22 protein-coding genes are annotated in these 21,249 nt (G+C 53.3%); all 22 read left to right on the forward strand.

The window, feature by feature from the left end; genetic code table 11:
• Window positions 1-54 precede the first annotated feature (54 nt).
• The 22 genes from NTU47_00795 to NTU47_00900 all read left to right on the forward strand — a co-directional run bounded on the left by NTU47_00795 (window position 55) and on the right by NTU47_00900 (window position 21,228).
• A complete protein-coding gene (locus NTU47_00795; protein MCX6132321.1) occupies window positions 55-411 on the forward strand; it encodes a thioredoxin in 357 nt (118 codons plus the stop codon).
• A 2-nt stretch (window positions 412-413) separates the two neighbouring features.
• Window positions 414-1,394, forward strand: a complete 981-nt coding sequence (locus tag NTU47_00800; protein ID MCX6132322.1) for an FAD-dependent oxidoreductase — start codon at window positions 414-416, stop codon at window positions 1,392-1,394.
• A 723-nt stretch (window positions 1,395-2,117) separates the two neighbouring features.
• Complete coding sequence (locus tag NTU47_00805; GenBank protein MCX6132323.1) at window positions 2,118-3,686, forward strand: tetrathionate reductase family octaheme c-type cytochrome; 1,569 nt, start codon at window positions 2,118-2,120, stop codon at window positions 3,684-3,686.
• 1 nt (window position 3,687) lies between these two features.
• Window positions 3,688-4,347, forward strand: coding sequence for a cytochrome b/b6 domain-containing protein (locus NTU47_00810; GenBank protein MCX6132324.1), 660 nt, complete (start codon window positions 3,688-3,690; stop codon window positions 4,345-4,347).
• Between the two features lie 9 nt (window positions 4,348-4,356).
• On the forward strand, window positions 4,357-4,869 hold the full coding sequence (locus NTU47_00815; GenBank protein ID MCX6132325.1) for a YeeE/YedE thiosulfate transporter family protein: 513 nt from the start codon (window positions 4,357-4,359) through the stop codon (window positions 4,867-4,869).
• 22 nt (window positions 4,870-4,891) lie between these two features.
• Window positions 4,892-6,088: a YeeE/YedE thiosulfate transporter family protein gene (locus NTU47_00820; GenBank protein MCX6132326.1), complete on the forward strand. Its 1,197-nt coding sequence runs from the start codon at window positions 4,892-4,894 to the stop codon at window positions 6,086-6,088.
• 45 nt (window positions 6,089-6,133) lie between these two features.
• The gene (locus tag NTU47_00825; GenBank protein ID MCX6132327.1) at window positions 6,134-6,781 is read left to right on the forward strand and encodes a class I SAM-dependent methyltransferase; all 648 of its coding nucleotides are present in this window, start codon (window positions 6,134-6,136) and stop codon (window positions 6,779-6,781) included.
• A 129-nt stretch (window positions 6,782-6,910) separates the two neighbouring features.
• On the forward strand, window positions 6,911-7,312 hold the full coding sequence (locus tag NTU47_00830) for a DUF134 domain-containing protein (GenBank protein ID MCX6132328.1): 402 nt from the start codon (window positions 6,911-6,913) through the stop codon (window positions 7,310-7,312).
• A complete protein-coding gene (locus NTU47_00835; protein ID MCX6132329.1) occupies window positions 7,309-8,151 on the forward strand; it encodes an arsenic efflux protein in 843 nt (280 codons plus the stop codon). Before NTU47_00830 ends, NTU47_00835 begins: the two co-directional genes overlap by 4 nt.
• Window positions 8,152-8,153: 2 nt before the next feature.
• Entirely contained in the window at window positions 8,154-8,624 is a 471-nt protein-coding gene (locus NTU47_00840) for a PaaI family thioesterase (protein ID MCX6132330.1), read from the forward strand.
• A 174-nt stretch (window positions 8,625-8,798) separates the two neighbouring features.
• Complete coding sequence (locus tag NTU47_00845) at window positions 8,799-9,515, forward strand: peroxiredoxin (protein MCX6132331.1); 717 nt, start codon at window positions 8,799-8,801, stop codon at window positions 9,513-9,515.
• Window positions 9,516-9,665: 150 nt separating this feature from the next.
• On the forward strand, window positions 9,666-10,079 hold the full coding sequence (locus NTU47_00850; protein ID MCX6132332.1) for a NifB/NifX family molybdenum-iron cluster-binding protein: 414 nt from the start codon (window positions 9,666-9,668) through the stop codon (window positions 10,077-10,079).
• 133 nt (window positions 10,080-10,212) lie between these two features.
• Window positions 10,213-10,659 carry a CGGC domain-containing protein gene (locus tag NTU47_00855; protein MCX6132333.1) on the forward strand — a complete coding sequence of 149 codons (447 nt, stop codon included), beginning with the start codon at window positions 10,213-10,215 and terminating at the stop codon, window positions 10,657-10,659.
• 13 nt (window positions 10,660-10,672) lie between these two features.
• Window positions 10,673-11,371 (forward strand): aspartate/glutamate racemase family protein, encoded by a 699-nt coding sequence (locus tag NTU47_00860; GenBank protein MCX6132334.1) that lies wholly within the window; start codon window positions 10,673-10,675, stop codon window positions 11,369-11,371.
• A gap of 271 nt (window positions 11,372-11,642) precedes the next feature.
• Window positions 11,643-13,910, forward strand: a complete 2,268-nt coding sequence (locus tag NTU47_00865) for a right-handed parallel beta-helix repeat-containing protein (protein MCX6132335.1) — start codon at window positions 11,643-11,645, stop codon at window positions 13,908-13,910.
• Between the two features lie 54 nt (window positions 13,911-13,964).
• Complete coding sequence (locus tag NTU47_00870) at window positions 13,965-14,465, forward strand: pyridoxamine 5'-phosphate oxidase family protein (GenBank protein ID MCX6132336.1); 501 nt, start codon at window positions 13,965-13,967, stop codon at window positions 14,463-14,465.
• A 107-nt stretch (window positions 14,466-14,572) separates the two neighbouring features.
• Window positions 14,573-15,547 (forward strand): substrate-binding domain-containing protein, encoded by a 975-nt coding sequence (locus NTU47_00875; GenBank protein ID MCX6132337.1) that lies wholly within the window; start codon window positions 14,573-14,575, stop codon window positions 15,545-15,547.
• Window positions 15,548-15,578: 31 nt separating this feature from the next.
• Window positions 15,579-16,544, forward strand: a complete 966-nt coding sequence (locus tag NTU47_00880) for a substrate-binding domain-containing protein (GenBank protein ID MCX6132338.1) — start codon at window positions 15,579-15,581, stop codon at window positions 16,542-16,544.
• Window positions 16,545-16,560: 16 nt separating this feature from the next.
• Window positions 16,561-18,069 carry a sugar ABC transporter ATP-binding protein gene (locus NTU47_00885; GenBank protein MCX6132339.1) on the forward strand — a complete coding sequence of 503 codons (1,509 nt, stop codon included), beginning with the start codon at window positions 16,561-16,563 and terminating at the stop codon, window positions 18,067-18,069.
• Window positions 18,066-19,046, forward strand: coding sequence for an ABC transporter permease (locus tag NTU47_00890; GenBank protein MCX6132340.1), 981 nt, complete (start codon window positions 18,066-18,068; stop codon window positions 19,044-19,046). The genes NTU47_00885 and NTU47_00890 overlap by 4 nt, the downstream gene beginning before the upstream one ends.
• Window positions 19,043-20,065 carry a uroporphyrinogen decarboxylase family protein gene (locus NTU47_00895; GenBank protein MCX6132341.1) on the forward strand — a complete coding sequence of 341 codons (1,023 nt, stop codon included), beginning with the start codon at window positions 19,043-19,045 and terminating at the stop codon, window positions 20,063-20,065. The genes NTU47_00890 and NTU47_00895 overlap by 4 nt, the downstream gene beginning before the upstream one ends.
• Window positions 20,066-20,247: 182 nt before the next feature.
• The gene (locus tag NTU47_00900; protein MCX6132342.1) at window positions 20,248-21,228 is read left to right on the forward strand and encodes a hypothetical protein; all 981 of its coding nucleotides are present in this window, start codon (window positions 20,248-20,250) and stop codon (window positions 21,226-21,228) included.
• Window positions 21,229-21,249 lie beyond the last annotated feature (21 nt).

The following is a 21,249-nucleotide window of genomic DNA, read 5'->3' on the forward strand; positions in this document are numbered from 1 at the left end:
TGTCCCGGTGCATCTCACTTCATGAGATCCGAAACCCAACCAAAGGAGAATTCTATGCTACAAACGAATTTGAAGCACATACTCACTGAACAGGAATTTCAGGACACCCTCAAGACCGACGAAAACGTTATGATTTGCTGCGGTCGGATGGGACCGATGTGCATTCCAGTTTATGACGCCATGGATGAACTGCAGGGAGAACATAAACATGTCGCATTTCGCGATATGGAGTTTGATGGACCGATCGGTCACTTGATCCGCAACCTTCCCGAATGCAGCAGTTTTCGAGGGTTACCGTTCACGGTGTATTTCAACAAAGGAAAGGTCGTTCGCGCGACGACGAGCATCCAGTCGAAAAGCCAAATCACCGAAATCCTTGATGCCGAATTTGCGACAAAGGCGGCGAAGTGACAATGGAAGACAATGCATATTCATTCGACGTGATTGTTCTTGGTGCAGGTCCGGCCGGCTTGACCGCGGGAATGTATCTTGCGCGGGCTAAAAAACGAACGCTGATCCTCAACGAGGGAACGGTCGGAGGACAGATGGTTCTGACCCATGAGATTGCGAACTATCCTGGCGTGGAGAGTATCAGCGGTTATCAACTTGCAGCGGCGATGAAGAGGCAGGCGGCCAAATTCGGATGCACAATCCGTTCCAACGTAGCGGTCACGAGCGTGGAATTTGGTGGAACGATTAAAAACGTCGAAATCAACGGTAAGGAAACGTTCTCTGCTCCTGCGGTCATTCTGGCAATGGGGGGGAGATCGCGAATGCTCGGTGTTGCGGGGGAAGAGAAGTTCAAGGGAAAAGGGATTTCCTATTGTGCCACGTGCGACGGCGACTTCTTTCAGGACAAAGATATCATCGTTGTTGGTGGTGGGAATTCAGCGCTCGAAGAAGCGGTGTCTTTGACAAAGTATGCACGGTCCGTCACAATCATTCATCAGTTCGACCACTTTCAAGCATTTCCTCACGCCATCGAAGAGGCCAGGCAGAATCCGAAAATAAGTTTCATCATGGAGTCGACCGTTGCTGAATTTATGGGCAATGAATCACTCCAGAGAGCAAGGATCCAGAACCTCGTCACAGGCGAAATCACCGAAAGGGAGATTGATGGTGCGTTCATCTTCATCGGGTATGTGCCGAACACCGAAGGATTTGGAGGCAAGATCCGGTTGAATTCGGCGGGCGAGGTGGTCGTCAACTCGTCGCTGGAGACAAATGTTCCAGGAGTGTTTGCGGCCGGCGATTCGATACAGAAGAAGTATCGCCAGGTTACAACAGCGGTTGCTGATGGAACTGTCGCTGCGCTCACCGCGATCGAGTATCTGCACAAATTAGGTCTCCAGGATCAATCTGTTCATGGGGAGTCAGTACAAAGCGCCGGCTAATACCCCGCGTTCGTTGAAGCTGAATGAGGTTGCTCAGATAATCGACCATGAAAGCCACTGACTTCATTTCGGAGGCTTCCTGCCGAACTCTGCCAATTCCCAAATCCAGCATTCTGCCAACTGTGACGAATGCTCGGGTCCGATTTCCCAAGAGCGAGATATCGAATCTGATCTTCCGTCGAAAGTCCCTAAAATGTGGGATTTATGGATGGCACTATACTTGTATTTATAAATATAGGTATGAATGACACTGACAACAAAGAAACGCCCCTGTATTCGATAGGCACGGTTGCGCGGATGCTTGAGATTTCAGTACAGACGCTCAGGCTTTACGAGCGCCGGGGCCTCATCCTGGCGCATAAAAGCAGCGGGAATCAACGCATTTACTCACAATCGGACATTGAGAGGTTGAAGTGTATTCGCACTTCAATTAGTAAGCACAAGATCTCCATCGAGGGTATTCGCCGGATACAATCCATGGTCCCCTGTTGGGAGAACGTGCAGTGTCCCATGGAACAGAGATCAATGTGTCCCGCATTCACCGCGTCCGATTCGGGCTGCTGGACATACAAGCACAAAACAAATGTTTGCGCGGGTCGCGATTGCCTGCACTGCAAAGTGTATTTGCTCGCTGGGGACTGCGAACGAATAAAGTCATTGGTCCATCATCAGCCCAGCCGCCTGACTGACACGACAGATGTTCTGCAAGAAGGAAAATGAAGAATGAAACGTCTATTCTTTGGGCTCTTGGTCTTTGGTCTCGTTCTCGGTATGATCATCCTGGCCCTCAATGGAAAAGGGACAGAGAGCACACCGCTTGCCAAGCTGAACGAACAGTATGCCAAGAAGACCAAGGCATCGGTTGACCACTCGATGTTTTCGCAACTGAAGAAGCGATTCGCGAAGCCGCAGGATGTGACTGATGCGTGCATCTCATGCCACAATAGCCGACATACCGAAGTGATGCAATCGACTCATTGGAATTGGGAACGAACCGAATACATCGCCGGGAAGGGCATCCGCACCCTCGGGAAACGAAATATCCTGAACAACTTCTGCATCGGCATCTCCGGTAACGAGCAGAGCTGCAACAGGTGCCATGTTGGTTATGGTTATTCTGACCCCAAGTTCAATTTCCAGGATCCGTTGAACGTCGATTGTCTTGCGTGTCACGACAACAGCTCAACATATCTAAAGAAGACGGATGGCGCCGGGATGCCGGATCCATCCGTCGATCTCAACTATGTTGCACAGCATGTCGGTAAGCCTGACCGCACGAATTGCGGCACTTGTCACTTCTTTGGCGGCGGTGGCAATAATGTGAAGCACGGCGATTTAGAGCAATCTCTCTTTGATCCGACGCGGGACATCGATGTTCACATGGCCACTGGTGGACCTGATATGCAGTGTGTCGATTGCCACACCGCGCAAAAACATCAGATGCTGGGGAAGGCATATTCAGTCTCCTCGATGAACCGCAACCGGGTTGAATGCGAACGCTGCCATTCGGCAATGCCTCACGCAGATGATGTTCTCAATGAGCATACATACAAGGTCGCCTGCCAAACCTGCCACATCCCGATCTATGCCAAAGTGAACCCAACAAAACTGTATTGGGACTGGTCCACTGCAGGCAAATTGAAGGATGGACAACCGTATGAAGAAAAAGACTCGGCTGGGACGGATGTCTACATGTCGATCAAGGGATCGTTCAGATGGGGGAAGCAGTTGAAGCCGGATTACGTTTGGTTCAACGGGACCGCGTCACATTATCTGATCGGCGATACACTCGACCCATCGAAACCCTTAAAAATCAATGAGTTGTTTGGAAGTTACGAGGATCTGGACGCGAAAATCTACCCCGTGAAAATTCATCGCGCACGACAAATTTATGACACGGAAAACCATTACCTGATTCAACCGAAGACCGTGTCGAACACGCAGGGGGATGGCGGCTTCTGGAAAGAATTCAGTTGGCAGCGCGCTGCTGAAGAGGGGATGAAGCAAATCAACCTTCCCTATAGCGGTAAATACGGTTTTGTCGAGACGGAGATGTACTGGCCCATCAATCACATGGTCTCACCCAAGGAGCATACTGTGAAGTGCACCGAGTGCCATTCACGCGAGAACGGGCGGCTGGCCGGACTTGGGGGGTTCTACCTGCCTGGCAGAGACCATAATCCGTGGGTGGAGTATCTTGGTGGGGGGATGCTGGCGCTTACACTTGCAGGCGTTGTTCTCCACGGAGGTGCGCGATTGGTAATGAGCCGGAGACGAAAGGAAATGAAATAACATGAAAAGAGAATATGTCTACAGGGGATTCGAGAGATTCTGGCACTGGATGCAGGCGGCTCTCATTGTCTTTCTTGGTGTAACGGGTTTTGAGATACACGGCTCGATCCGATTTTTTGGATACGACCAGGCGGTCAAGTACCATAACCTTGCCGCCGTTAGTTTCCTGGTGCTCATCGCTTTCTCGATTTTCTGGCATTTCACGACGGGCGAATGGAGACAGTATCTGCCAACGTGGAAGAACCTGCGAGCTCAAGCCGAGTATTATATCTTCGGCATATTCCGCAATGCACCACATCCTACGAAGAAGACAGTCCTGAGCAAACTGAATCCGCTTCAAAAGCTCGTGTATGCGGGGCTCAAAGCCTTTGTAATCCCCGTAATGGTCGTCTCCGGGCTGCTCTATATGTTCTATCGCTACCCACATAGGTACGAGGTGCTCGGGTTGAACGTCGCAGGCCTGGAGATAATCGCCGTCGCTCACACGATCGGGGCGTTTTTCCTGATCTCGTTCTTTGTCGCCCACCTGTATCTTATCACGACCGGCCATACCGTTACCTCAAATCTGAAAGCGATGATTACCGGATACGAGGAACTGCCCAAAGAGCCGGATGAAAAGAAAGCAAGCGTTGAAGTCAATGAACCTGTTCTCTCAAAGTGAGCAATGATCATGAATACAAAATACATGAATCCTTACCTCGCCGGCTTTCTCCTCGGCCTTGTACTGTTAGCGACAATCTTTATCACCGGAAGAGGGTTGGGGGCAAGCGGCGCAATTAAAAGCATCGTCGTCGCGACAGTCGACGCTGTCGCATCGAAACACACTGAAGGATCGCACTTCTATGGTACGTATGTCGGGCCTGGTAAAGACAACCCCATGAAATCATGGCTGGTCTTTGAAGTCTTCGGAGTTCTTATTGGTGGGTTTGTTTCCGGGTTGGCTTCCGACCGGGTGAAGTTTGTAACTGAATCGGGACCGAGAATTCGACCAAAGCTCCGCTGGTTGTTTGCCGCCATTGGTGGAGCACTCTTCGGGATTGGTGCACAATTTGCGCGTGGGTGCACCAGTGGCGCTGCGTTGAGCGGTATGGCAGTGCTCTCGACCGCTGGATTCATTACAATGCTCGCCATTTTTGGTTCGGGGTATGCGGTTGCATATTTTGCCCGAAAGTTGTGGATATAAGAGAAAGCAAGAAGGTGATTTCATGGGACCATTCGTACCTGAACTAATATCAGATCAACTGAATCTGGTCGTTGCGCTTCTGCTGGGGATTGCCTTCGGCGCCGTCCTCGAACAGGCGGGGTTTTCCTCGTCCCGGCGACTCGCCGGCGTTTTTTATGGCTATGACTTCACGGTTCTCCGGGTGTTCTTCACAGCGACGGTGACAGCGATGAGTGGCGTTCTACTGTTGGGTTATTGGGGACTGCTGGACACTGAAGCAATTTTTGTCAACCCGACATGGCTCGTTCCGGCGATCGTTGGCGGAATTGTCATGGGCATAGGCTTCGTTCTTGGCGGCTATTGTCCGGGGACAAGCATCTGTGCCGCTGCCATCGGCAAAATCGATGCGATGTTCTTTGTCGGCGGGGGCCTTGTCGGAGTGTTTGCATTTGGAGAGCTCTTCTCACTGTATGGCAGCTTCTACGACTCGACATCTCTCGGCTCCATCAAGGTGTTCGATTCACTTGGATTATCTCAGGGGTTGTTCGCCTTCCTGCTCATTGCCATCGCTGTAGGAGCGTTTGCAGTAACGACGCTCATCGAAAAACGGGTCAACAGGACTTCTGCGCCTTCCTTCGAATTCAAATCGTGGAAGCATGTCGCCGCAGGATCCGGCATTTTCGCCCTGGGCTTACTCTTTATTGTGCTACCGGATAGAAAGACCCATCTCGTCAACAAAGTCTCCGATCCCAAGTATGCCGCCTCACATCCTGTAACAGTGATGGATGTCGACGAGCTTGCGTTCCGGATCGTCGATCGTGAGCCGAACATTCGGATCATCGACCTCCGCTCCCCCGGCGCATTTGCGAGCCATTCATTGCCAGGTGCGGACAACATTGCGCTCCGCGACCTGTTCGGCAAGGATTTGATTCCGACTCTGTCTCGGCGGCACATCAAGAAGGTCCTGATTGGCGATGACGAGGGACAAGAGCGCACTGCCTATCTGCTACTGCGGGAACTTGGCTACGAGAATCTCGCCGTGCTACAGGGAGGGTTTGGTGCATTTGACAGGACCATCCTCTCACCCGGATCTTTCATTATGACTGGAAGCAGATGGGATGGAGATGTCAAGGCTTTCCGTGAAAAGGCGCGAGAAGATATTCTCAAGCTGATCGCGGAGAACAAGAAGAAAGGGGCGAAGGAACCGAAGAAAGCGAAGAAGGCCCAGGGAGGATGCTGATGCTCAGAGGGATCTCAAAGTGTCAGTCGCATCAGGGACTTCACTATGACTGAAAACAAAGATCATTGGTACGACGGGTGTTTCTACGACCTTGTCATCGCCCCACACCAGGACGATTTGTTCGCAAGGGTGAGAGATATCGTTCGACCTCAGTCGACGGTATTAGATGTTGGGTGCGGGACGGGGCGCATGGCATTCCAGCTTGCGGACAAATGCAAGCGAATCGATGGCGTCGATCTTTCGAAGAGGAATATTGACAGAGCAAACAGCAAAATCGCAGGACACCCGGCGGAAAACGTATCGTTTCATCACTGCGATATCTTCCGGTTCCTTGAGCAGAAGACAAACCGCTTTGATTACGCGGTGCTCACGTATGTAGTACACGAAATGGACAAGAGCCTGCGGCAGGCCATCCTGGTAGAGCTTGCGAAAGCAGTTCATGAGATCATCATTGTTGACTATCTGGCCCCGCAGCCGAGGACTGTTGCCGGCTTTGTGAATGAATTGATCGAGTATGTCGCCGGGCCCGAACATTACAGGAATTTCACATCGTTCCTCCGTGCACAAGGCTTGACAGGATTAGCCTATTCGTCGGGGCTCAGCATCATCAAAGAGGAAAAGAACAATCCTCCTGCAACCCACGCGGTCGTTCTGGCCGGGACGCTGATCAGCCCTGCCGATGTGTGTTGGTAAACGGGGATCGATGCGGTGTTCCACAAGCAGTGTGTTGTCTTGAGTTGACACCAAGGGAGAAATCGCTTACATTGGTTATGAGCATATACCCATAATCACCTCTTCTCAGAATATTCTCGTGATCATAAGATGGCCCGGCCCCCGAAATTCCGGCGTGTGACACATACTCCAGGGTTCACATACTTCAAACCTCAGGGCATACCAATGTCCTTGCTCGATGAAGTTGTCCTCACGATTGATGAGTTTGAAGCGCTCCGCCTGGCCGATCTGAAGGCGCATTCGCATGAAGAAGCCGCGGCGAAAATGAAAATCTCGCGCGCGACATTTGGAAGAATTATTGAAAAGGCGCGCCAAACGTTGGTGGGGGCAATTGTGAACGGCAAAGCGATCCGCATTGAGGGGGGCAACTTCCGGACGGATCAGCTGTCCGAATTCCAATGCAGAAACTGTAACCGGAGCTGGCAGTTCTCAAGATCTTCGGTTGAACAGAAAGACTGCCCCAAATGCAAACGGAGGGGGTGGTCGCAGTGAGTGATCTGGTTGTGAGGGTGGCGCTCGAATCTGTGCAGGTTTCGGTCCTTGTGCTCGTCATGATGGTGGGGGTGGATCTTGTCAATCTCTGGACCAGGGGACGGGTTGGGCCGTTCTTGATGAGGGGAAAGCACTGGAGGCAGTATGTCCTTGCTTCGGCGGTCGGAGCAATCCCTGGCTGTGCCGGGGCGTTCACAAACGTCTCGCTGTACATGCATGGCATGATCAGTTTCGGCGCCCTTGCCGGGGCAATGGCGGCAGTCTCGGGCGATGAGGCCTTTGTCATGCTTGCAATGTTCCCGAGGACTGCAGTGATTCTCATTGGAATTCTGCTGGTGCTGGGGATCTTGATTGGATGGATGACGGATCAGCTTGTCCGGCGGTGGCATATCCGCACATGCCATGACTGCGGAACGGAATTGATCCATAGAAACGCCGAGGGGGCTGCCCACTATCTCAAAGAGCACGTCTGGCGGCATATTATCAAACGACATCTCTGGAAAACAGTTCTCTGGACGTTTTTCGCTCTGATGGCAATCGAGTTCGGGATGCAGTACTGGGATCTCCAGGTGTTCGTCTCCGAGCACACGCTCACAATGTTGTTTCTCGTAGCGCTCGTGGGCCTGATACCGGAATCCGGTCCTCACCTCATCGTCGTGACCATGTATGCAAGCGGGCTCATCCCCTTTTCGATTCTGTTGACGAGTTCAATTGTGCAGGATGGTCATGGCATGCTGCCCATGCTGGCGTATTCTGTCAAAGACTCGCTGAAAATAAAAGGCTTCAACCTGGGGTTCGGATTGATGATCGGACTTGTGGTTAATCTGTTGGGATGGTGAAAATGAAAGACCTCGCACACAGTACCGCCTCGACAACAAAGCGCGGCTCGCAAGACTTCCACGCCGAATGTTTTGCATGTGCTCCGGCTCATGAACAGGGTTTGAGACTCCATTTCGATTCGAACGGGATCAATACGACCTGCCGGGCTGAGATCGGGAGTGTGCATCAAAGCTACGATGGGATCGTGCATGGGGGTATCATTGCGACGCTTCTTGACGCGACGATGATCCGATGCCTGCACAGCGCGTTCGGAGGCAATCCGCTGACGTGCAGAATGGATATTCGGTACCGCGAAGTGGTTCCCATCTATACTGGGATAACCATCAGCGCATGTGTTACCTCCCGGCGTGGAACTCATTGTTGGGTGCATGCGACGATCACGCAAAATGACCGCCTCTGCGTCACCGCACGTGGTACCTTCAAGCTGGTCGGGTCAATGCCGGCGCGGGCAACACGGCTGAACGAACCATGAGCAAGCGCGAGTCGTACCCACATCCCCGCCAGAATTAGCAAGCGAAGCTGAGCGATTCGAGGGAGAGGGCACCCGCTGGGGGATCCAGGAGTCTCTAAATCCAGGGCAACTGTGTAACGCCACCATTTGCCTAATATACATCCGATGGCGCATATCATTGAGGAGGATAAATTCATGGAAACGAACACCGAAGGAAAGCCAGCAACGATGCCTCGCATAGGGGAAAAAGCCCCTGCATTCAAAGCTGTCACTACCCAGGGGGAAATCAATTTTCCGGAACAGTATTCAGGGAGTTGGGTCATTCTGTTCAGTCACCCTGCCGACTTCACGCCTGTTTGCACCTCTGAGTTCATGACATTCGCGTCGATGGAGGCTCAGTTTGCGAAAGCGAACTGTAAGTTGGTGGGGCTTTCAGTCGACGGCCTGTACAGCCACATCGCCTGGCTGCGCACGATCAAGGAAAAGATTGAGTATAAGGGCATGAAGAACGTGGAGGTCAATTTCCCGCTGATCGAAGATATCACGATGGAGGTCGCGAAGAAGTATGGTATGATCCAGCCGGGTGAGAGTTCCACCAAGGCGGTTCGCGCAGTGTTTGTCGTCGACCCGAAGGGAATGATCCGCGCCGTCATATACTACCCCTTGAGTCTGGGAAGAAACTTTGATGAACTATATCGCGTGATTATCGCCCTACAGACAGCCGACGCGTTTGGCGTTGCGACGCCTGCCGACTGGCGTCCCGGCGACGATGTCATCGTCCCGACCGCTGGATCGTGCGGGGTGGCGAAAGAGCGAATGGAAAACAAGCAGGACATGACGTGTTACGATTGGTTCTTCTGTACGAAAAAGATAGACAAAGAGAAGGTGTTGGCGACCGTGTTGAAGAAGTAAGGCCCAGGGCAGTTCTCTCAGGCGACAATTGAGCTGATAGAATTCTGGACATTGCGAGAAAAGGGCTTCAATGATTCCTGGTGGGACGGCTGTGCCCGCTTTCTTTTCAAGAAAACAAACAATGAAGGATAATCAGAAGGGGTAAGTGCGATGGACACGAAAAATATGAAAGTTGCATTCGTTACTGACGACGGGACCACCATAAGTCAGCATTTCGGGCGGGCCCGCTACTACGAAGTTCTCACGGTTGCCAATGGGGCCGTGACGAATCGCGAACGCCGGGAGAAGGCGGGGCATCACACGTTTGCCGGGGGAGATCAACAGCACGAGCATCATGGACCCGGGCATGGCCTTGACGAACATTCACAAGGGAAACACCGCACGATGACGGCGAATGTGGTGGACTGCCAGATTTTGGTCGCCCGCGGGATGGGATTCGGCGCGTACCAGCATATCACAGACGAAAAGATCAAGCCGATCATTACCCACACCCAGAATATTGATGATGCGGTCCGCGAAATCATCAGTGGCACGATCGTCAATCACGAAGAGCGGTTGCACTGACGTCCCACGGTAAGATCGATGCCGGGTTTTGGCTGAACAGGTCGTCAAGGCATGTTTATCCTGACAGATACAAATCTTCGTGTGTCACATGCATTCCGAGATGGTAAGCAAGTCACAATCAAAGGAAAACACCATGGTCGGCAAGACGAAAATAGGGATCATCATTTGTCATCGCTATCATACGTGCGCCGGCGGGAAGTGCTTCCGCGCCCTGTCCCACAGGGAAGGGGCATTCAGTGTGTACGAAAACAAAGAAGTCGAGCTCGTTGGATTCACCACGTGCGATGGCTGCCCTGGTGGCAACATAGAATCTGCTCCTGAAGAGATGAAGAAAAATGGAGCGCAGGTCATCCACTTTGCAACGGGTATGATCGTAGGCTATCCCCCCTGCCCCCACGTTGCTCACTTTCGTGACTTCATTCCTGCGAAGTACGGCCTGAAGGTGGTGGTTGGCACGCATCCCATCCCCGAAAAATACTACAAGGTTCATACGGTGTTAGGAACCTGGGATACACCCGAATGGCGAGAGTTGATTCAGCCGACGTTGACGGATGAAAAGACACGGCTGGCGTACGATTGACAAAGGAAATACCATGATGAAAACAATAGGCCTGATCGGTGGCATGAGCTGGGAGTCGTCGCTCGAATACTACAGAATCATCAATGAGACGACGAAACAAAAACTCGGGGGGTTCCATTCTTCACAAAGCATCCTCTACTCTGTGGACTTCGAGGAGGTTGAACGACTTCAACATCAGGCCAAGTGGGATGAATTGACAGAGCTCATGGTGAGCGCCGCACAAAGCCTCGAGAAAGCCGGAGCAGAGTTGCTTGTTATCTGCACAAACACGATGCACAAAATGGCCGATGATGTACAGGCGAGCATCAGCATTCCGCTCCTCCATATCGTGGACGCAACGGCAAAGCAAATCCAACTGCAAAACCTGCACACCGTTGGTCTGTTGGGCACGAAATTCACCATGGAGCAGGATTTTTACAGAGGGCGATTGTCAGAGAAGTTCGGACTGAAGGTCTTGACTCCAGGGGACGATGAAAGGGAAATTGTCCACAGCGTCATTTACAATGAACTGTGCCAGGGAGAAGTCAAGGAACCGTCAAGGGCCGCATACGTCCGCATCATTAGTAACCTCGTGAAGCGAGGGGCGCAAGGAATTGTATTGGGATGCACTGAAATCCCGCTGCTGGTGAAACAAAAAGATGTCGCCGTGCCGATGTTTGACACGACGAGTATTCATGCGAAGCATGCTGTGGAAGTGGCATTGGCAGGATAGGGATTTCTTCCGCAAGAAGGTCCCCTTACTAGAGAGAGTGCAATCTTCATGGCTGTCGGTACTTGCGTACATGCCATCCGAACAACCCGGATGACGTTTTGCATGCCACAGCCTGAAGCGAAATTTCATTGTCGAAATACCTCCCTTCTGCTTGCATCCCACCCACAGTATTTTCAACATCGTCGAAATGAATTTCGGGCTACTCTGCTTGCATCTCTCACCTAAGAAAATGTAAATTCGAGACAGTATAAACGTCCCGAGGCAATCTCTCATGACCACCTTCAAGTACCTGACAAACACAGCCATTCTGTGCCTCATGTTCAGTCTTCAAGCCGTCGGCCAGGCACAACCGCGGGTCTTCTACGTTGCCCCCACCGGAGATGACTCCTGGTCCGGATTATTGGCCACCTCAAACAGAAATCTCACGGACGGGCCATTTGCAACATTCACCCGCGTACGCGACGCGATCAGAGAACTCAAACAACGCGAAGGCTTGCCGGCGGGCGGCGTCACCGTACGGGTGCGGGGAGGTCTGTATCGCCTCTCACGCTCACTTTCCCTTTCCACTGAAGATTCAGGAACAAAGAACGCTCCCCTCGTGTGGGAAGCTTATACCGGCGAAGAGGTTGTCTTGACCGGAGGAAAAGACATCGGCGGCTTTCATCCCGTCACCGACCCATCCGTTCTCAATCGAATCGATCCAAACTACCGAAAGAAGATTGTTGTCACCGACCTGAAAGCGCAGGGAATCGATCAGTACGGTGAGATCTCCCAACGCGGCAGCGCGGGCATGGAGCTGTTTTTCAAGGGGGCCCGCATGGCCCTCGCGCGATGGCCGAACAAGGAATGGCTTCTCATTGCGGATGTTCCGCAGACGGGGACAAAGCGATTCAACGAAGGGCTTGAACGGGAAAAGAGATTCAACAACGTTCCGGTCGGCAGACACTACGGCAGGATCACCTACGACGGCGACCGGCCCAAGCGATGGTCATCGGAGAATGAGATTTATCTTCATGGGTACTGGACGTGGGACTGGAGCGACGCGTTCCAGAAAGTGAAATCCATCGATACCATCTCCAGCGAAATCACCCTGCAGGAACCCCACCATCACTACGGGTACACCAAGAATCAGCGGTACTATTTTCTGAATATACTCGAGGAACTCGATTCGCCGGGTGAATGGTACATCGACCGGAAGCACGGACTTTTGTACTTCTGGCCTCCCGACGCGATGACGGAAGGATCTTCGTCTGTCTCCATGCTCGAAGAGCCGATCGTGTCGTTGGACAGCACCTCCTTCATTACGCTTGCCCGATTCACTTTCGAACAGGGAAGATCAAGCGGTGTCGTTGTTAAGGGGGGCAGCCACAATCTTATTGCGGGTTGCACACTTCGTTTCCTTGGCAACGAGGCCGTGACCATCGATGGCGGGACGGAGAACGGAGTGCAGAGCTGTGATCTTTACAATCTCTCACTCGCAGCTATCCGCCTCAAAGGGGGCGATCGCAGGACGCTCGTCCCCGGAAACAATTTTGCGGTAAATAATCACATTCACCATTACAGCTCGTGGGTTCGAACAGGACAGTACGCTGTCTTTGTGGACGGCGTGGGAGCGAAAGTCCAGCACAACGTCATTCACGACGCTCCGTTTGAAGCCATCTATCTGAGAGGCAACGATCACCTGATTGAATTCAATGAAGTGTATCGTGTGTGTCAGGAATCTGGAGATGCGGGCGCGCTGCACACCGGGCGGGACTGGACCTGGCGCGGCAACGTTATCCGGTACAACTATTTTCATCACCTGCTGGGGCCGGGACTGCACGGTGTGATGGCTGTGTACCTTGATGATTGGGCAAGCGGGTTCACCGTCTACGGCAATGTATTTTACAAATCCGGTCGATCGGCGATGATCGGCGGCGGGCGCGACAACACCGTGGAGAACAACATCTTTATCGAGTGTGCGCCGTCCGTACACCTCGATGCCCGCGGGCTCAGCTGGGCAGGCTACTTTTTCAACGGAACGCAGCCACTCCTGTTCGAAGAGTTGAGGAGTATGAAGTATCAGGAGCCTCCCTACAGCACACGCTATCCTGAGCTCTTGACGCTCGACAAGGGAAACCCCGCTTTTCCCCTGAACAACAAAGTAATCCGCAACATTTCGTATGGCGGGCGCTGGATCGACTTTTATGATTCCAACGCGTTTGATTTTTCTGTCGTGACCATGCGAGACAACCTCATCGCAGATACCGCCATTTGCCGCCGTCAGCAAAAGGATCAAAAGGGATGGGACACATACTATCTGGACATTGACAGAAAAGATGGCTATGTACTCTATACCAGTGCAGATCAAGGCATTAAAGAGGAGTTCAGGCAGAACACCTTCATCACCGGGGATCCCGGCTTCGAAAACCTGGCAAGGAACGATTTCCGCCTGAAGAGCAGCTCCAGAGCCTTTGCCCTTGGATTCAAGCCTCTTCCCATCGACAAAATCGGATTGTATAAGGATTCGTTCCGGCGGATCGTGCCGGATCGGCCGTAGGAAAATTTGAAAACAACGACATATCATTAACGAACAAGAAGAAAGGCCCCGTGTATGGGAGCTCAACAACCGGACAAGCTGCTCGCAGTCGCACGTGAGATCATGAAAGAAGCCGACTACTGCTTCTTCATGAGCCATGGGGAATCGGGTGAAATCAACGCGCGCTTGATGCATCCGTTCCCGCCCGATGCGGATTTCAATCTGTGGCTCGGTGCAAGCCCGTATTCGCGCAAAGTCCGCGAGATCCTGAAGCAAGACAAAGTGACGCTCACGTTTCTCAACCCGCGCAGCACTGCCTATGTCTCGATCGTCGGCAAGGCCGTACTCGACAGCGATACCGAGTTGAAGCGAAAGTACTGGAGGTCGTACTGGAGCGATATGTATCCCGGCGGACCGGAAAACGCGGAGTACATTCTCATCAAGATCATCCCGTACCGCATCGAGTTCATGGATTTCTCGAACGCGGCGCTCCCCCAGCCGTACGGCTTGAAACCCAACGGACTGGAGAAGAAAGACGGGGCGTGGGTGGAGGTCGCCGCACGAGATCAACTATGAGGCGTCACGTGAGGAGACATAATTGTCAATGGCGAACGGTCAATTGACAATTGTCAATGCGTCGAGCAAAAGACCACGGAACAATCCTCATGAGTAATGGCTGGCATATGAGACAAACATGTATTGTCTGCACTTTTGTCATTGTTGCGATCCTGGCAGTTGCGGGGTGCAGCACGACACAGAAGGAACAACCGAAAAAACGGATCGCCGGGATTGTTTTTCAGGAAGACCAGTTTTTCCGTCTCGTGTTGTTCGGGATGCGCGACGCTGCGAAGAAGAGCGGCGTTGAGCTTCTTGAGGCGAACAGCGCCGGCAAACCAGACAAGGAAGTTGAGCTCATCAACACCTACATCGCGAATGCGGTGGATGCCATTGTCATCTCGCCCCTCAGCGCAAGAGCCTCGGTTGCAGCGCTGACACGCGCTCATGAAAAAGGCATCACCATCATCACCTACAACACGCCCGTCGAGGGAGACCTTGCTGCGTCATTTGTCGAGAGCGACCAGGTTGATCTGGGGGCATCGACAGGGCGCGCCGCTCGCGCCTACATTGAACATACTCTCAAGGGGAAGGCAAAAATCGCGATCATCTCGGGCAAATCGCAGGTTCCGGAGCAGGCGATCATGAGGATCAATGGCTTCAGGGACGAAGTCCTCAAGCTTCCCGGCGTTTCGATCGTCTCCGAACAGGATGCCTGGCTTGCCGAGCAGGCAACGAAAAAGGTCGGGGACATCCTGACCGCAAATCCGGATATTGACATCGTGTGGTCCGCGAACGAAGGGGGAACGGTTGGAGCCGTGATGGCTGTGCGGAATGCCGGCAAAGCGGGAAAGGTCTGTGTGTTCGGCACCGATATCAGTGATCAACTTTCGAATTTCCTGCTCGACGACGATGGTGTGCTCCGGGCGATCACCGGCCAGCAGCCGTTCGAAATCGGTTCCATGGCCGCAGACGCGGCCGTGAAGGCTCTGAAAGGACAACCTGTCGAAAAGAAGACATCGCTTCCCGGGATCCTTCTCACCAGAGAGAAACCGGATGATATCAGGAAATTCAAGCAGCGCCTCAAAGAGTTGACCCAATAGCAGAGAGATCAATACAGAAAGCGCCTCTCCCATGCACCGAAATGTCATTCTCCCTGTACTCCTCCTTGCCGCCGGCCTGGTGCTCTTCAGTTGCAGCAGGCAGCCATCCCAAAAACGAATTGCGGGAATCGTTTTTCAGGAAGATCAATTCTTTCGCCTTGTTGTCTTCGGCATGCGTGATGCGGCAAAGAAGAACGGGGTCGAGTTGCTCGAAGCAAACAGCGACAACAAACCGGACAAGGAAGTCCAGCTGATCAACACCTACATCGCCAACAAAGTCGATGCGATCGCAATCGCCCCCCTGAGCTCAAAATCGTCTGTGAGCGCTCTCGAACGGGCTCGCGACAAGGGGATCGCGGTGATTGCACATAATATGATACTCGAGAGTGATGTCGCCGTCGCTTCCATCCAAAGTGATCACTTCGATATCGGGGTATCAACAGGAAGGGCCGCTCGGGCGTACATCGAAAGTAAATTTGGGGGCAAGGCGAAGGTCGCTATCCTGGCATTTCAGTCGCAACTCCCCGAACAGAGCTCATTGCGTTCGAACGGGTTCAAGAGCGAGATCACAAAGCTCCCCGGCGTCACGATTGTGTCCGAACAAGACGCGTGGCTTCCTGAGCAAGCGGTCAAGAAGGTGGGAGATATCCTCACCGCCAATCCTGATGTTCACGTCATCTGGGCTGCGAACGAGGGGGGCACCGTGGGGGCAGTGATGGCCGTGAAAAACGCCGGAAAGGCTGGAAAAGTAGCCGTATTCGGCACAGATACGAGCGAACAGCTCGCGGAATTTCTGCTCGATGACGTCAACATTCTCCAGGCAACCACCGGCCAGCGTCCGTTTGAAATCGGATCGATGACAATCGAGTTCGCTGTAAAAGTCCTCAAGGGAGAGAAGGTCGAAAAAAAGGTATCTCTTCCCGGTTTCTTGCTGACGCGCGAAAAACCTGATGAGGTGAAACAATTTAAAGAACGTCTGAAGGAGCTGAGCAAATAGCGGCGCATCCTCCGGCATGAGTACTCAGATCCACACTCTCCAGACGCTTTCCCTTCGCAAGGAATACCCGGGAACTGTCGCTCTGAACGACGTAACTGTTTCGTTTGCCGGCGGGCAGATTCATGCCCTCATCGGAAAGAACGGCGCGGGAAAAAGCACGCTCGTCAAGCTCATTGCCGGCGCAACGCGACCTACCCGGGGCTCCATTCTTGTTGACGGCAAGGAAGTGTCGCTTCAATCACCCCGGGACGCCCTGCAGCGCGGCATCGTCGCCGTGCACCAGGAGCTCAGTCTTGTCCCGGAGCTCAGTGTCGGGGAAAATATCCTCCTCGGTCGCCTCCCGAAGAAATCAGGTTTTGGCGCTTCAATGGTCGATTGGAAGCGCGTACAATCGCGCGCGGAAGAAATTCTTGTCGGTCTTGGAGTCGCTCTCGACGTCAACGCGCACGCAGGCACGCTCGGCGTTGCACAGCAGCAATCCGTTGAGATCGCGAAAGCGATGTCGTACGAACCGTCGATTCTGATACTCGACGAACCCACCTCCGCCCTTGCCCAGCAAGAAACCGAGCGCCTCTTTGAACTGCTGCGATCACTGAAGAAACGCGGCGTTGTCTTGCTCTATATTACACACCGGCTGCAGGAACTCCGGGAAATCGCAGATACCATCACGGCCCTTCGTAACGGCTCACTCGTCGGTACCATTGGCATCGCGGAAGCAACGCCTTCAACGATTGTCCATATGATGTTCGGAGAGGTTGTTCAGCGAGTCAAGCCCGCGGATCTCGTTCCCCGTACCGAGCCGTTTGTCCAAGTGCGTTCGCTTTCACGGCGAGGCGCCTTCGAGAATATCAATTTCACCCTCCACAAGGGGGAAATACTTGGTATTGCCGGGCTTCTCGGCTCGGGAAGAACAGAGCTCCTCAGGGCGCTCTTTGGAGCGGATCCGGCTGATGCGGGCGATCTGCTCATCGACGGACGCAGCATCCGCCCTTCGAACCCCCGCCAGATGAAAGACCTTGGTGTCGTTCTGACTCCAGAAAACAGAAAAGACCAGGGCCTCGTGCAGATACTGAATACCCGGATCAACGCATGTCTTGCGAGCCTGAACCGAATTTCTTCACACGGCTTCCTGACGCGCGCACGCGAACAGGTCTCTGTCGAGCGCAATATCCGCGAGCTCGACATTGCCGTTGCAGACCCTGAAGCCCCTATCGCGTTCCTCAGCGGCGGGAACCAGCAGAAGGTGGTCATCGGAAAATGGCTCAACACACAGCCTCGTCTTGTTCTTCTCGATGAGCCGACGCGCGGCATCGATGTCCAAGCGAAGCAGCAGATGTTTCAGATCATCTGGGACATGAGCAAACGGGGAATCAGCTGTATCGTCGTGTCCAGCGAGCTCGAGGAGCTGCTCGATATCTGTCACCGTATTCTGATCATGCGGCAAGGGGAGATCGTCTCCAGCGTTCGGCCCGATGAAATATCCCTTGAGAATTTGTTTGCCGCCTGTATGAAAGAGGAAGCATGATCATCTCTCCACGACTCCGGTTATTCATCAGTTCAAGCATTCTCGAGGTCATTCTCGTCCTGCTCTGCATCATACTTGCCTTCACGGCTTCCGGGTTCCTGACAGCAGACAACCTTCTTAACATTCTGCGGAATATATCGATGCAGGGGGTCATTGCGTTCGGCATGACCATGGTGATCATTTCCGGAGAAATCGACCTGAGTGTCGGCTCTGCGGTGGCATTCGCTGCCTGCCTTACAGCATTTCTCACGCAGAAGCTGGGGGGTGAATGGGCATCACTTCCGATCTCTTTTGCGATCACCGTTTCAATTGTTGTGACCCTCGGTATTGGTTTTCTCTTCGGGGCGTTTACCGGGTTCATGCGCAACCGCTATCAGGTGCCTAGTTTTATCACCACCCTCGCTCTCATGACGGGGCTTTCCGGTGCGGCAGAGCTGATCACAAACGGTTTTCCGCTGACACCGTTTCCCGCCTGGTACAATTTCATCGGCGGGGGCTACGTGCTCGGCATTCCTTTCCCCGCGATTCTCTTTCTTCTCACGTTTGCAGTCCTGCAATTCCTGATGAACTACACCTCGTTTGGCCGTTCCGTTTATGCGGTCGGGGGAAACGCTGAGGCAGCACGGCTCAGCGGCATCAACGTACGGCGTGTGAAGACAATGGTGTTCGGGATTACGGCTTTTCTTGCGGCTCTCAGCGGCGTCATGGTCTCGTCGGAAATTATGTCGGGGACCGCCACGACCGCCAAGGGTTGGGAATTGGATGTGATTGCCGCTGTTATCATCGGGGGCACGAGCTTTCTGGGCGGGGTTGGAAGAATCTGGGGGACGCTGATCGGCGTCGTGTTCCTCGGCGTCATGATGAACGGCATGACCCTTCTGAATGTCAGTGAATACTGGCAGCACGTTGCGCGAGGAACAATCATCCTTGTCGCCGTTCTCCTGAACCTCCTTCAAAAAGAAAAGGGTGCACGATGAACGGATACCAGCGGATGATGGCGGCGCTTCAGGGGAAGCAAGCGGACACGACCCCGGTGATGCTTCATAGTTTCATGATGGCGGCACGCGAGGCGGGCCTGACGATGGAGCAGTTCCGGAGCGATCCGAACACAATGGCCCGCGCATTTATCGAGTCGGTCGAGAAATATGAATACGACGGCATCATTGTCGATGTCGATACCGTGACGCTTGCCGGGGCTGCGGGTGTACCGATAGACTTTCCGGTTGATCAGCCCTCGCAGGCAGCCGGTGTCCGCATCCACACGCTCGAAGAGGTCAACGATCTCCCGCCTGTCGATATTCGAAACTACCGCAGCGTGCAGGTCTGGCTTGAAGCGGTGACTATTCTCCGCAACTATTTCGGCGACGAGATTTTTGTGCGGGGCAATTGCGACCAGTCTCCCTTCACGCTCGCCAGCCTGATCCGGGGACTCGAGCCGTGGATGCTCGATCTGGCAAACGAGAGTTGCCATGAACTTATCCATAAGCTCCTCGAGTACTCCACCGCCATCACGCTTCAATTCGTTCAGTTGATGTCTGAAACCGGCGCTCATATGACGTCGAACGGAGACAGTGTCGCGGGTCCTGAGTTGATTTCACCCGCGATGTTCAGGACGTTCGCGCTCCCGTATGAAAAAACTATTGTCGACAAGTCCCACTCGGTCGGGCTTCCCTATTTCCTTCATATCTGCGGCAACACGAGCCGGATCATCGATGCGATGCTCGAGACAGGCTCAGACGGCCTGGAACTCGACTACAAGACGGACGCACTTCTGGCACATGCGAAGATGAAGGATCGGACAGTGTTTATCGGGAACATCGATCCCAGCGGCGTTCTGGCACTTGGGACTCCTCAGCTTGTGGAAGAAAAAACGCGGGAGCTGTTGACCATCTTTGCTGATACCCCCCGTTTCATTCTCAACGCCGGCTGTGCAATTCCACCCATCACACCACCCGAGAATTTGAAGGCGATGATCGGCGCGGCGAGGAGTTTCTAGTTTCCGGTGGTGGGTCACGCTCCGTCGTGACTAAACTCACCAGGACGTAACGGAGCCCGTCCTACCAAAAATCGACACACATGACCTCAAAAGAACGCGTACATGCAGCCTTGGAGCGCAAACCCGTCGATCGCGTTCCCATCTTTATGTGGTTTCACCCCGAGACAACGAGGCATCTCTCCATGCTCCTTGAGATCCCTTCTTCCTATGTCGGTGAGGCGATGGGAAACGATGTCCGCCAGACATGGGTGAACAACAATTACGCTATGGAGGGGGTCGTCCATGAGCGCGAGGGGGAGGGGCACACAGACGTTTGGGGAATCCGGTGGAAGAAGAGCGGGTATTTCAATCAGATCGCCGAATTTCCGCTCGAAAACGCATCACGCGAGAAGATCCTCTCCTATCAATTTCCATCGCGCCATCAGGAAGAACTACTAAGCCAGATGTTTCCTCTGCTCGAGAATTCTTCGAACTGGTTCATTGGCTGTGACGTCTCCCCATGCGTATTCGAGATGTACTTCAGGTTACGCGGGATGAGGAATGCACTGATGGACATGGTCATCGACAAAGAGCTTGCATGCGAGATGTTCAAACGCAGCGTGGATTTCTCAGTCGCACTAGCCGAGCAAGCCTGCAAGCGTTTTCCGCTCGATTGGCTCTGGTCGGGGGATGATGTCGCTGCTCAAAATGCATTGATGATGAGCCCGGAGATGTGGCGCGAGCAGATCAGGCCCGAGCTGCAACGTGTCTTCGATGTTGGGAAAGCAGCGAATCTGTGGGTTGCCCACCATTGCTGCGGTTCTCTGCGCCCCATTATTCCCGATCTTATCGAGATGGGAGTCGACGTTCTGAACCCGATTCAATGCAATTGTCCCGGAATGGACCCGCTCGGATTAAAGAAGGAATTCGGACGCGAGCTGGCTTTCATGGGAGGGGTGGATACCGTGGACCTTCTCCCCATGGGGACCGTCGAACAAGTCCGGCGCTCAACTGCACGGCTTCTGGAGGGAATGACCGCCGACGGAGGCGGATATATTCTCGCGGCTTCACACACCATTCCGCCGGAAACTCCGGATGAAAATATTTTTGCGCTCTATGCTGAGGCGGGAGTGAGCAAAGAAGAAATCTTCGACCGGGCAGCGAAGATTCGCCAGACTATGTAGAAGGCAACCTTCTTCCACGCG

The sequence above is a fragment of the Ignavibacteriales bacterium genome (assembly GCA_026390595.1).
Taxonomy (GTDB): Bacteria; Bacteroidota; Ignavibacteria; order UBA10030; family UBA10030; genus UBA9647.